Annotated in this window: 11 protein-coding genes; 2 read left to right on the top strand and 9 right to left on the bottom strand. The window is 29.2% G+C overall.

What is annotated here, in order from left to right:
- The first annotated feature begins 42 nt into the window (after positions 1 to 42).
- Positions 43 to 426, top strand: coding sequence for a VOC family protein (locus ACRC8M_RS04420; RefSeq protein ID WP_438528038.1), 384 nt, complete (start codon positions 43 to 45; stop codon positions 424 to 426).
- Positions 427 to 523: 97 nt separating this feature from the next.
- Here the strand turns inward: ACRC8M_RS04420 and ACRC8M_RS04415 are convergent, their stop codons facing one another.
- The 7 genes from ACRC8M_RS04415 to ACRC8M_RS04385 all read right to left on the bottom strand — a co-directional run bounded on the left by ACRC8M_RS04415 (position 524) and on the right by ACRC8M_RS04385 (position 10,205).
- Entirely contained in the window at positions 524 to 1,351 is an 828-nt protein-coding gene (locus ACRC8M_RS04415) for an Rpn family recombination-promoting nuclease/putative transposase (RefSeq protein WP_438528037.1), read from the bottom strand.
- A 414-nt stretch (positions 1,352 to 1,765) separates the two neighbouring features.
- Positions 1,766 to 2,416 carry a (deoxy)nucleoside triphosphate pyrophosphohydrolase gene (locus tag ACRC8M_RS04410; protein ID WP_438528036.1) on the bottom strand — a complete coding sequence of 217 codons (651 nt, stop codon included), beginning with the start codon at positions 2,414 to 2,416 and terminating at the stop codon, positions 1,766 to 1,768.
- Between the two features lie 9 nt (positions 2,417 to 2,425).
- On the bottom strand, positions 2,426 to 2,833 hold the full coding sequence (gene hepT, locus ACRC8M_RS04405; protein ID WP_438528035.1) for a type VII toxin-antitoxin system HepT family RNase toxin: 408 nt from the start codon (positions 2,831 to 2,833) through the stop codon (positions 2,426 to 2,428).
- Between the two features lie 12 nt (positions 2,834 to 2,845).
- A complete protein-coding gene (locus tag ACRC8M_RS04400) occupies positions 2,846 to 5,728 on the bottom strand; it encodes a DEAD/DEAH box helicase (protein WP_438528034.1) in 2,883 nt (960 codons plus the stop codon).
- 122 nt (positions 5,729 to 5,850) lie between these two features.
- Complete coding sequence (gene uxaC, locus ACRC8M_RS04395) at positions 5,851 to 7,251, bottom strand: glucuronate isomerase (RefSeq protein WP_438528033.1); 1,401 nt, start codon at positions 7,249 to 7,251, stop codon at positions 5,851 to 5,853.
- A gap of 27 nt (positions 7,252 to 7,278) precedes the next feature.
- On the bottom strand, positions 7,279 to 8,769 hold the full coding sequence (locus tag ACRC8M_RS04390) for a UxaA family hydrolase (protein ID WP_438528032.1): 1,491 nt from the start codon (positions 8,767 to 8,769) through the stop codon (positions 7,279 to 7,281).
- Complete coding sequence (locus ACRC8M_RS04385) at positions 8,769 to 10,205, bottom strand: tagaturonate reductase (protein ID WP_438528031.1); 1,437 nt, start codon at positions 10,203 to 10,205, stop codon at positions 8,769 to 8,771. The genes ACRC8M_RS04390 and ACRC8M_RS04385 overlap by 1 nt, the downstream gene beginning before the upstream one ends.
- A gap of 196 nt (positions 10,206 to 10,401) precedes the next feature.
- Between ACRC8M_RS04385 and ACRC8M_RS04380 the strand changes: the two genes are divergently transcribed.
- On the top strand, positions 10,402 to 11,046 hold the full coding sequence (locus ACRC8M_RS04380; protein ID WP_438528030.1) for a GntR family transcriptional regulator: 645 nt from the start codon (positions 10,402 to 10,404) through the stop codon (positions 11,044 to 11,046).
- Positions 11,047 to 11,083: 37 nt separating this feature from the next.
- Here the strand turns inward: ACRC8M_RS04380 and ACRC8M_RS04375 are convergent, their stop codons facing one another.
- Positions 11,084 to 12,301: an AarF/UbiB family protein gene (locus ACRC8M_RS04375; protein WP_438528029.1), complete on the bottom strand. Its 1,218-nt coding sequence runs from the start codon at positions 12,299 to 12,301 to the stop codon at positions 11,084 to 11,086.
- A 69-nt stretch (positions 12,302 to 12,370) separates the two neighbouring features.
- On the bottom strand, positions 12,371 to 12,774 hold a 404-nt coding region (locus ACRC8M_RS04370), incomplete at its 5' end, for an SDR family oxidoreductase (protein ID WP_438528028.1).

Below are 12,774 nucleotides of genomic sequence, written 5' to 3'. Positions count from 1 at the left end.
AAAATATGGTTAAATTAGAAAAATGGTTTTAGGGGGAATGTCATGAAAATAGATCACATAGCAATTTATACAAATGATTTAGAGAGATTAAAAGATTTTTATGAGAAATACTTTTCTGCAGTTTCGAATAGTAAATATCACAATCCAAAAACAGGATTAGAAACATATTTTTTAAGTTTTGAAAATGGGGCAAGGCTAGAAATAATGACAAGACCTAATTTAAATACTAACGAAGCTATCTCTCCATTCTGTGGTTTTATACATTTAGCTTTTTCCTTAGGAAGTAAGGGAACTGTAGACTCTCTTACAAATAGACTTGTAGAAGATGGATACACTCTTTTAAGCGGGCCAAGAACAACAGGAGATGGATATTACGAAAGCTGTATTCTTGATCCAGATGGAAATCAAATAGAACTAGTTGCATAATTTTTAAAAAAAATTAAATATAATTCTAACAAATAACTAAAAATCGAGCTCTCTACAAAAGTAGAGAGCTCTTTTTTACCACTAGTATTCAAGGCTGTTAAGATAGATTTTTTAATTCCTCTAAAGATAAGCCCGTTTTTTCTGATATTATCTCATCTGACAATATGCCTTTTAAAGATTTTGCAATTTCTAACTTCGCTTTTTGTTCTCCTCTTTTTAATCCTTTTTCCTCTGCTGATAGTAATGCATTTAACCTATCATTTCTTGAGTTTTCACGCATACGATAATGCTCCGCTTCCTTTGGATCTCTACTTATTCTGGCAAGTTCCTCTTTAGCTTCTTGTAACTCTTCAACTTTTCTTTCTAAAGAGATTACCTTCTCATTGTTTGGGTCTTCTAAAAAACCTACCCAAATACTTAATAAATCTGATTCATCTATATCTTTCATTTTAGGTATCTCTATAAAATGAAGCTCTAAAATATCGGTTAGTATATTTTTATTTTCTGTATTTTGAATTAAATATTTGTTATGAAATTTCTCTTCATCTAGCAAAATAAAATCCAATACATTTATACATATTGTTCTTGGTAAATTAGCATACGCACCTTTTCCTGTGTATTCACTTATATATGTTTTCCCCCAATAGTATAAACTTCTTTTCACCATATTTCGCTCATCGGCTCTTTGCATTTCAATATTAATTAATTCACCAGTGCTCGTTTTAGCTAATATGTCTAGCCTAGAAAAGCTATCTTCTATATATTCTTTACTCATCTCTGTATTTTTTAATTTAACCTCTACAATTGGTTCTTTTGGCTTTATACAAGCATTTAAAAAAGATATTAATATTCTTGGATGTTTTTCAGAACCAAAAATATTTTTAAAAACATAATCAACTTTTGGATCAAATAACTGAGTACACATAAGACATCACCCTTCCTATAACTTTTATTCCTATTATACCTTTATATTCCGATAATATCAATCTCTTACATCTATATATATTACATCTGTATTTTCTAAAACCTCAAATATCTGTTTGCTTGTTTTTTGCATACTCCTCTTAGTATAATCCCCTTAAAGTAGACAGATAATAAAAGAGAGTAGTATAATCTTAATTGTCTAAAACTTTAAGGGGGTTTTTGTTTAGTGAAAAATAATAGTTATTCTAAAGAAACTAAGATACAGGCTTCTATTATGAGAAACTCTGGATATTCTTTATCTCATATTAGAAAAATACTTAATATTAAATCTGATTCTCAAATTACTGTTAATCGCAAAAGAATTCAAAAAAAAATTAAATGGTCTTAGTCCCATAGAATATAGGACTAAGACCGCTTAAAATACTCTCTTTTTTCTTCTTTCTTCATCAACTTTTAAAATTAACTCATCTATTACAAGTTTATTTACATAAAATCTTTCTAAATCTGCTTTTAGCTCTGGTAATGTTTTAAGAGATTTTTGGTACCATTCACCACCAGAAATTATATCAAGTAAAATACTTCTCGGACGAATTTCAATTTCAATCTCTGTTGTTCCTAAAAGTTCTTTTATTTCACTATATATAATTTTATTTGTAATTTTTTTACTCTTATTTAAATTCATTAACTTCTCCACAGTTGGAATATCTGTTGGAACCCAATCTAAAGTCATCAGTAACTCTTTTTTCATCCACTTAAACTCTTGATGCTCTATTAATTTAAACTCTGAGAAATCTAAAACTGTACAGTTATATGTAGATAATTTTATAACAAACTCTTCATATTCTTTTTGAACTTCATCAAAAAGTTTATCCGCTCTTATCTCTATATTTAACTCCTCTTTGATCTCTCTTTCCAAAGCTCTTTTAGGTTCCTCTCCCTCTTCAATCTTACCACCTGGGAACTCCCACATCCCTGGGAAAGTTTTATCCTTTGGCCTCATAGCGCAAAATATATCGCCATTTGGATTTTCTAAAATAGCTCCTACTACCTCAATAATTTTTTTCATTAATTTCTCCTACCTAATACTCTCTATTCTTTTAGCAATATATATAAATTCATCTAAATTTTTTTCTATTATTTCTCGTAAAATATTTATATCTAAATTTTGATTATCACTAATAGCTATATTTTTTACTTTTATAATTTTTCCCATATTTATCAATGTTTTTTTATCAATAACTCCATTTTTTTCTAAAACCTCAAATATCTGTTTGCTTGTTTGAGGAATTTCTAATTTCTTTATTTTTATGTAATGAAGCCCTAAATCTAATGTTGCTTCACACATTCTTTGTAAATTTAAAATTATAGAATCTTGTTTTGTATAATTTTCTAGATTACTTGGTATATTTGCGTACTCCTCTTCTATTCTCTTTATACATCTTTTTATAGTTTCAATTTTATTAATAATTACATCATCTTTCAACTTAATTCCTCCTTAGATCAACTCTCTTTTTTCCTCTCCTGCTTCTGCTACTTGTAGCACTTTTTCTACTCTTTCAGTAAGCTCAATATATATCTCTTTAGATAATGGATTCTCTAACTTTAAAGTTGTAGTTATAGGTTTTTCGTTCCTATAATCTACGCAATCCCCTTTTCCTATATAGATATATGGTTGAACTACACCATCAACCTCTTTATATTTTCTTACAAATATATGTAAACTAATACCACGTTCTCTATTTTTAACTATATTTTGTCCTCTTTCACTTTCAACTCTTGTGGTATTTGGGCTTTCCCATTGAAAATGATATCTATCTAATATTTTATCATTATATTTTATACTCTCTTTAATATCCGCTCCTTTATGTAAGTCTACAAATAAAAAATAATTATTTCCATTTGTAAATAACCCAGTTCCTCTAACAGAACTATGTTTCATTTGATAGTTACAAATTAATGCAACATCCTTCATAAAATAGTTTTCATATAACTTTAAAAATGGAAAACCATAATCCTCTGTTCCAAAACTTTCTTTATATTTTAAAAGTCCATAATCTAAAACTTCTAAAATATAATCTTTTATATCTTTATTTTTTAAAACCTCATTTAACAGCTCTGTTTTCTCTATAGTTCCATCTGAAACTTGAAAAAGTTTTCCACATCTTTTCAGATCTTGTGAATCATAATAATCTCCATTTAAATATCTCATAGCGTGATCTATAGTAGCAATAGTGTGGTTAATATCAGATATCTCAATATATTTTCCAATTGCTCCAAAAACCTTATCCTTTGGTAACCCTTGATCTTTTGCTATTAACTCATGAATTATTGCAAACTCATACACTCTTTTTATAGGTAAAAATCTCTCTATCTCACGAATAACTACTCTCTCTTTTTCATTTAATGAAAATAGATTATCCTTTACTTTAGCTAGAAAATCTAAATATGATTTTTGAAGTCTTACATATTTATAAAAATTAGGAGCATCTTCATACTCAACAAAATCTAATGGTCTTGGAATTTTTCCCTTTAGATAATCTTTAAACTCATCATACTCAGCTTTTAAATACTTTAAACTATTAAAGTTTTCATTATCTAGTTGTTTCAATATCTCTTTTTTACAAATCTCTTCCATCTTCACATGAATAGATTTAGATAAGTTATCAAAATCCCTTTTTACAGCTATTTTTATACTCTCTTTATCATAACCTTTTCTTCCCATCAGTGCCAATGCAATTAAAAAAGCTCTTGAATGGTTTCCTATAAAATCTATAACTGTTAAAAACTCTTTGTTTTCATAGTGCCTTAGCCCTCTTCCCAACTGCTGTGTGAATATAATTGGTGAAGCTGTTGGTCTTAACATTAAAATACTATTTATACACGGAATATCTATTCCTTCGTTAAAAATATTAACTGTAAATATAACTTCTAACTCCTCTGTCTCTTTGAATTTTTTTATTATATCTTCTCTTAAATCTTTTCCATGATTTCCTGTTATAGTTGCTGCTTTTACCCCTTTTTTTAAAAACTCTTTAGTCATATATTCACAGTGTTCAATAGAGACACAGAACCCTATAGTTTTTCTTCTCTCTCCACTATACCCATAAAAATTCATCTTCTCTATAATAAAATCTACTCTTTTTTCTAGGTTTAAAGCTTTAGTCACTGCAGCAATATCATTTAAATCTATTCCTTCTAAATTTACATCTGATATATCCTTTACTCCATAGTAATGAAATGGTGTTACAAGCTCTCTATCTAGCGCCTCTTGTAAACGAATCTCCACAGGTACATTCATATGAAAAATCTCATATATATTTCCACCATCACACCTTTCAGGGGTAGCTGTTAACCCTAGTAAAAACTTAGGTTTAAAATAATTTATAACCTTCTCATAACTTTTAGCAGTTATATGATGAGCTTCATCAACTATTATATAATCAAACTCATACTCATTAAACTCTTGGTATCTATTATTTAAGCTTTGTATAGTGGCAAAAATATAATCTCTATCCACATTTTTTATATTTCCTGTAAAAAACCCCATAGTTTTTTCAGGCAGAATATTTTTAAAAGTTTCCATAGCAGATTTTAAGATATCTTCATTGTGAACTATAAAAAGCATTTTCTTAGCTTTAAATGCTTTTACATCAAAAGCCCCTAAATATGTTTTTCCTGTTCCTGTAGCTGCAATACAAAGAGCTCTTGTCTCTCCATACATTCTAGTTGTTTCCAAGTTTTTTAAAGCTATCTCTTGCATATAGTTTGGTTTTATATCTGACTCTTTATAGATTCCAAAATCATGGTCCTCTGCTGCTAAAAAATATTCATCTCTAACTTTTTTTCTTACAACTATCTCCTCTTTTTTTACATATGAAACTATATATGGATTTACATTTTCAACACCCTTTTCCCAAAGGTAATTAAATTCATTTAAAACCCCTTTTATAAAATCACTATTTTTTTCTGTAGTAACTGCTGCATTCCATTCAATATTACTTTTAAGCCCACTTTTAGTGAGATTAGAAGAACCTATTATAGCTTTGTAATAATCGTCATACTCAAAGATATATCCCTTAGTATGAAACCCTTCCATCTTGTCACTATCAAAAAATTTAACCTCTATATTTTTAAATCTTTTTAAAAACTCTATAGATTTCAGTTCTGTAAAATGAAGGTAGTTTGTTGTTAAAATTTTACCTTTTATATTATGTTTTTCACTTTTTTTTAAAATATCTAAAATTATTTGTACTCCTGCAAAGTTAATAAACGCCACAGAAAAACAGAAACTTTTAGCTTTTTCAAATCCCTTTTCTATATATTTATATAAATTTCCATTATTTTCTAAGTTAGTATTACTTATAAATTCATATTTCATATATCCCCCACTAAAACTTATATTTTAACTTTATACTATAAAGTATACCATATTTCTAATGTAAGATTAATTGAGATTACAAAAATGGAGAAACTAGTTTTAGTTTCTCCATCCTCTATCTATTATTTCACTATATAGTTCTCAATATTGTTATAACATATATTTTGAACCATTTTCCCCAGTTTATCTACATCATTTGGAATCTCTCCATTTTCTACCCACTCCCCTAGTAGGTTACAAAGTATTCTTCTAAAATACTCATGTCTTGTATAAGATAGGAAACTTCTTGAATCTGTTAGCATTCCAACAAATCTTGAAAGTAATCCTAAATTAGCTAAAGCTGTCATCTGCTTTATCATTCCATCCTTTTGATCTAGGAACCACCATCCAGATCCTAATTGAATCTTTCCTGGAATTCCCCCTCCTTGGAAACATCCTATTAATGTTCCTAAAGTCTCGTTCTCTCTAGGATTTAAATTATATAATATTGTTTTTGGTAACTCATTTGTATCATCTAAAGCATCTAAAAACTTCGATAGTGAATGTACAAAAATATCATCTGCAATACAATCAAATCCAGTATCTGGTCCTAGTTTTTTAAACATTCTAGTTGAGTTATTTCTAATAGTTCCCATATGAAGTTGCATTACCCAACCTCTTTTATTGTACTCTTTTCCTAAGAACATCATAATATTTGTTTTAAACATCTTAGCCTCTTCTGAAGTTAAAGTCCCACCAGCTACTCTTTTCTTAAGTATAGCGTTCACTTCATCCTCACTTCCCATTACAAAAACAATAGGATCTAAAGCGTGATCTGATATTCTACATCCAACCTCATGGAAAAAGTCTATTCTCTCTCCTAAAGCTAATTTATACTCAGCTAATGAATCAATCTCTTTTCCATGTAACCCTTCTAATTTTTCTAACCAAGGTAGGAAATCATCTTTCTCTATATTAAACCCTTTATCCGGTCTAAATGCTGGGTTTACAACAACTTCAAAATCATTCTCCTTTTTTAAAGCTATATGATACTCTAGTGAATCTAATGGATCATCTGTTGTACAAAGTGCTTTTACATTAGCTCTTTTTATTAACTCTCTAGCTGTAAACTCATCTTTTTGTAACATCTCATTTGTCTTTTCCCAAATCTCTTCAGCTGTTTCTTTAGAAAGAATTGTATCTATTCCAAAGAATTTTTTTAACTCTAAGTGAGTCCAGTGAAACAGTGGATTTCCGTAACACTCATCCATTGTTTCAGCCCATTTCATAAACTTCTCTTTATCCTCTTTATCTCCAGTAATGTAGTCCTCAGAAACACCATTACTTCTCATTGCTCTCCATTTATAGTGATCTCCACCTAACCAAATCTCAGTTATAGATCTATATTTTTTGTTCTCATATATCTCTTTTGGATTTAAATGACAGTGATAATCATAAATTGGCATATCTTTTGCATACTCATGATATAGTGTCTTTGCTATATCACTATTCAATAAAAAATCTTCACACATAAACTTTTTCATCTTTAATCCTCTCCATTTATCTAATATTTATAACGTAACTCCAGATTTAAAAATCGCAATCTCTTGGAATCTATTTAATTCGTTATTTACTTTTTTCCCATTTATTACTTCAATTATATACTCTATAAACTCTTCTAGTAACTCATCCATCGTGACATCTTCCGATACCAATCTTCCTGCATCAAAATCTATCCATCTTCTTTTCTTATTATATAGCTCACTATTTGTAGAGATTTTTACTGTTGGAACATATCCTCCATATGGATTTCCTCTTCCAGTTGTAAATAAAACCATATGACACTTTGCTGCTGCAAGAGCTGTTGTAGCAACTGAATCATTTCCTGGAGCACTTAAAAGATTTAAACCTTTCTCTTTTAAAATCTCTCCGTACTTTAACACATCTATAACCTTAGAAACTCCAGACTTTTGAGTACATCCTAAAGATTTATCCTCTAAAGTTGTTATTCCACCAGCCTTATTTCCTGGAGATGGATTTTCATATATCTCTTGGTCATTTTTTATAAAATACTCTTTGAAATCATTTACCAGTGATACACACTTTTTAAAGACCTCTTCATTTTTACATCTTTTCATAAGAAGAGTTTCTGCCCCAAACATCTCTGGAACCTCAGTTAAAACTGTTGTTCCACCTTGAGCAACAATATAATCTGAAAACTCTCCTAACATTGGATTTGCAGTTATTCCAGAAAGTCCATCTGACCCACCACACTCTAATCCAAAGTTTATTTCACTTAAACTAGCACTTTCTCTTTTATCTTGAAGCATCTTCTCATATAACTTTAAAAGTATATTTTTTCCAGCTTCAACCTCATCTTCAACATCTTGAGTTACTAAAAACTTAACTCTATCTTTGTCGTACTCTCCTAAAGTTTTTTCAAATTCACCAATTTGGTTATTTTCACACCCTAGTCCTAAAACAAGTACTCCTCCAGCATTTGGATGTTTAACTGTATTTTGTAGTATCACTCTTGTATTTATATGGTCCTCTCCAAGTTGTGAGCATCCATAGTTATGAGTTAAAACGTTGATATTGTCTATTTGAATATCTCCAATCTCATTTAAAAACTCATCTTTTATCAATTGAGCAATTCCATTTACACATCCAACTGTTGGAACAATCCATAACTCATTTCTTATTCCTACATCTCCATTTTTTCTTTTATAAACTTCCACACTTCTTTTTTCTAAGTCTAGAACTCTATCTTGAAACTCTGGAGTATAAACATAGTTATTAAGATCTTTTAAGTTTGTTTTTGTATTATGAGTATGTATCCATTCACCCTTTTTTATAGGTGTTGTTGCATGACCAATCGGCATTCCATATTTTATTACACCCTCATCTTTTCCAATGTTTCCAAGGGCAATTTTATGCCCTTTAGAAACGTCCTCTAACAATGTTAAACTATCTCCATCTAAAGTTATAGTTTCATCTTTTTTATAGTTTTTTAAAGCGATAACTACATTATCCCTTGTGTTTATCTTTATAAACTCTTTCATTACTTAACCTCTTCTAAAGCTTTCTTCACTCCATTTTTATCTATGTTTTCTAAGTATTTAGCTACTAACTCAGTCATTCCTTCCACTGAATTTAAATTCATATCCCAGTGATTTTCTAATCCTAACACAGATTTTACTATGTTTTCATAGTTATTCTCTTGCCATAAATCTGCATACATATCTAAGTGGTGTCTATCATCTCTTAACTGAATAGCATCTCCATTTTCTCTAACACCTTTATAGAATCTTATTAAAGCTGCTAAAGAGAATAGAAGTCTCTTAGGTAGTTTTCCTGTTCTTTTGTATGTCTCTAAAACTTGTGGAAGTATTCTAGATTTATACTTAGCCATTGAGTTTAGTGAGATATCCATTAGCATATGTTTTACATATGGGTTTTTAAATCTATTGATTACAGCATCTTTAAACTCTTTTAACTCCTTTTCATCCATATCTAAAGCTGGAATGATCTCCTCATCTATTGCTAGTTCAATAAAGTTTCTAATATCATCATTTTCCATAGCTTCTCTAACTGTATCTATTCCATATAGGTATGAAACTGGAACCATAGCTGTATGAGCTCCATTTAATATTCCTACTTTTCTCATTTTATATGGTTTTAAATCGTCAACTATTAAGATATTTAGGTTTAATCCCTCTAACTTTAACTCTCTTGTTAATATCTCTTTTGGTCCTTGAATTACAAATAGGTAGAAGTATTCTCCAGTTGTTATAAAGTTATCCTCATAACCTAACTCTTTTGTTAACTCCTCTTTCTCTCCTCTTGGATACCCTGTAACAATTCTATCAACTAATGTTGAACACCAGATATTTCCATTTATTAACCAGTTTTTAAAGTCCTCTCCCAAGTTCCAAAGATCAGCATATTTTAAAACCATCTTTCTTAACTCTTCACCATTATAGTCAATCAGTTCACATGGCATTAAAATAAATCCTTTAGTCATATCTCCATTGAAAGTTACAAATCTTTCATGCATCAATCTTGTTAACTTTCCTGGGAATGTACTTTGAGGAGTATCCTCATACTTATCCTCTGCACTAAAAGCTATTCCTGCTTCTGTTGTATTAGATACAATAAATCTCATCTCTGGATTATGAGCTAGTTGTAAATACTCTTGGAAGTTTTTATAAACAGGTATCTCTCTATTTATAGATGATATTATAGTGTAATCTTTAACAACCTCTCCAGTTTCATTTATTCCTCTAATTATTGCTGTATATAATCCATCTTGAGTATCTAATAGTGGTACTGCATCAAAATCAATTGGTCTTACTACAGCTACTCCAGCGTTTAAGTTTGTATTTTTATTTATTATGTCTAATTGCCAATCGAAGAAACATCTTAAAAAATTTCCCTCTCCAAATTGAATTACTTTCTCTCCATATTTTGGTAAATTTAACTCTTCTCTAGTTAACATTTTTTTCTCCTTATTCTGTGATATATCAGTATTATATTACAAATATATTATATTTAACTGTAAAAAGCAAGTTTTTTTTTATAAATTTAATCATAAAAAAATATAATCGTTCACTAAAAGAACAATTTTTTATTTGATATTGGTTTTTTTAAAAAAATATTATATACTATTAATATAAAAAAATAGGGAGTTATATATGAAAAGTTTAAAAAACAAAGCTTATGATGAGTTAAAGGAGTTAATTATTTCTGGTAAATTAGAAGCAAATGAAAGAATTGATGAAGATTTCTTATCAAAATCACTTAATGTCAGTCGTACTCCTGTTAGAGAAGCTATTAATCGACTTGAACAAGAGGGCTGGATTAATATAGTTCCAAGAAAAGGGATGTTTGTTAACAATATCTCACTTAAAGAGATTAACGATATTTTCCAAGTTAGAAGTAATTTAGAGCCAATTATTCTTGAAATGGCTTTCTATAAAATCAATAGAGAAGATTTAATCAGTTTAAAAGAGAAATTTTTAGATTTTTCAAATAAAAATTCTTTAACACCTGAAGAGAAAAAGGCGTTAGATACTTTAGACAATGAATTACATCTATTAATTTTAAGAAATTGTAATAATAATTTTATTATTAAAATGATGGAAAATGTTTACGAACATAATATGAGAATCAGAAATATAAGTTCTCAACCACCAATTAGAAGATTTGATGCTATTAAAGAGCATCTCAACATCATTGAATCAATTTTAAATGACAATCTTCAAACTGCAATAGAGGAACTAAAAAACCATAATTCAAAAGCTAAAGAGGGGTTTTTCCATAGCTTAATTGAACAGTAAAAAAGAGATTTGATAGCCCAAATCTCTTTTTCATTTTCTATGAAATATCACTTTCTAGTAAAGTTGTAAACTCTCTTATATCATCCATCAAATTTACATCTGGGTTACACTTTAATACCATTCCATCTAAATACATTAAGCTTTTTATTATATGAAACATCCCCTCTTCAAACTCCATTCCAGAATTTATAGCCAACTTTATTGTTTCCATCATACGTTTTGTTAAACTAACTTGAGAAACTGTAGAGTTTTTAAAGTCTTTATAAAGAACTTTAAACTTTTTTGAAAACTTTAAATAGTTTTCCTCTTTCAATTTTTTTTCTGACATCTCATTTAAGTAAAAAGCCGATTTATCATAGTCATATCTACTCAAATGATAGAAAAACCAGAATAATCCCACCCTTAATTTTGTTTTTACTCTTCCTATAGTTGAGCAATCTATAAGATTTATATCCCCATTTTCTCCTAAAATTATGTTCCCAGGGTGCAAATCTCCATGAAATACTCCTAATTTAAACATATAAAAAGTATGATATTTAAAAACTCGAAGAAGGTCTGAATACTTTAACTCTTTTTCTTTTAATAAACTGTTAAAACTTCTTCCCTCTATAAATTTTGATACAACTACCTTATCTGTACATAAATTATCTATAAAATTTGAAAAATAAAGATTTTCCAAAGGAAACCTCTCTATATTCTCATCTTTTAACTTTTTTAAATACTTGGCACCCTCAACTTCATTTTTAAAATCCAACTCTCGTAGTGTTGATTCCTCAATATTGTTTAAAACTTCTAATGGATTAAATATTTTTTTCAATTTAGGATAAAAAAATAACAATAGATTAACTACCTTTTTTGCACTTTCTACATCCTGTAAAAACTCTTTTTTGAAATTTTCTCTTCGAATCTTTATAGCAACTTTTTCACTTTTATTTCCACTATTTCTTAGAAACCCAAGATGAACTTGCCCAATAGATGCTGATGCAAAAGGAAGTTTTTCATAGGATTTCATAGCTGTTAAAATCCACATATCATCTCCTATTAACTCATCTATATCCTGCTTTTGAGCTTCATAGCTATACTCATAAAGTTTTGCTAAATACACACATGTTGATTCATCTATAAAATCCGCTCTCAATGCATAATACTGTGCTACTTTTACTGCTAAAAGCCCCATTTTTTCTATCTCTTCCAATGGTGGTAGGGAGTTTGTATGAATTTTATATATCAGTTTTACTAACTTAAAATTTTTCATATTTTCCTCCTAATTCTTTATATTTTTTTATACTAAAAAAGAGAGGTTAAACCTCTCTCTCCATTAAAATTATCTAACTAACCATCCACCATCTATAGCTAGAATATGTCCATTTATATAATCTGCTGCCTTTGATGATAAGAATATCGCTCCTCCTACAAGGTCTGATGTTTGTCCCCATCTTTCTGCTGGTATTCTTCCTAATATCTCAGCATTTCTCTTTTCATCAGCTCTAATTGGTGCTGTGTTAGCTGTTTCTATATATCCTGGTGCTATTGCGTTTACTTGAATGTTATCTACTGCTAACTCATTTGCAAAAGCCTTTGTAAGTCCAGCTACTCCATGTTTACTTGCTGTGTATGATGGAACAAACTTTCCACCTTGGAATGATAGCATTGAAGCTATGTTTATTATCTTTCCTCCACCTTGCTTTTTCATCTCTATTGATGCAGTCTTACTTAAATAGTATATTG

Origin of the sequence: Cetobacterium sp., assembly GCF_051653945.1 — a bacterium.
In the GTDB taxonomy this organism is placed as follows: Bacteria; Fusobacteriota; Fusobacteriia; order Fusobacteriales; family Fusobacteriaceae; genus Cetobacterium_A.
Note: the sequence above shows the minus strand (reverse complement) of the source record. Positions and strands in the feature narration are given on the sequence as shown.

What these genes read in the sequence shown, in the direction of transcription:
- ACRC8M_RS04420 (WP_438528038.1), top strand. Translation starts at nt 43, where the DNA reads ATGAAAATAGATCACATAGCAATTTATACAAATGATTTAGAGAGATTA.
- ACRC8M_RS04415 (WP_438528037.1), bottom strand. Translation starts at nt 1,351, where the DNA reads ATGTGTACTCAGTTATTTGATCCAAAAGTTGATTATGTTTTTAAAAAT.
- ACRC8M_RS04410 (WP_438528036.1), bottom strand. Translation starts at nt 2,416, where the DNA reads ATGAAAAAAATTATTGAGGTAGTAGGAGCTATTTTAGAAAATCCAAAT.
- ACRC8M_RS04400 (WP_438528034.1), bottom strand. Translation starts at nt 5,728, where the DNA reads ATGAAATATGAATTTATAAGTAATACTAACTTAGAAAATAATGGAAAT.
- uxaC (WP_438528033.1), bottom strand. Translation starts at nt 7,251, where the DNA reads ATGAAAAAGTTTATGTGTGAAGATTTTTTATTGAATAGTGATATAGCA.
- ACRC8M_RS04390 (WP_438528032.1), bottom strand. Translation starts at nt 8,769, where the DNA reads ATGAAAGAGTTTATAAAGATAAACACAAGGGATAATGTAGTTATCGCT.
- ACRC8M_RS04385 (WP_438528031.1), bottom strand. Translation starts at nt 10,205, where the DNA reads ATGTTAACTAGAGAAGAGTTAAATTTACCAAAATATGGAGAGAAAGTA.
- ACRC8M_RS04380 (WP_438528030.1), top strand. Translation starts at nt 10,402, where the DNA reads ATGAAAAGTTTAAAAAACAAAGCTTATGATGAGTTAAAGGAGTTAATT.
- ACRC8M_RS04375 (WP_438528029.1), bottom strand. Translation starts at nt 12,301, where the DNA reads ATGAAAAATTTTAAGTTAGTAAAACTGATATATAAAATTCATACAAAC.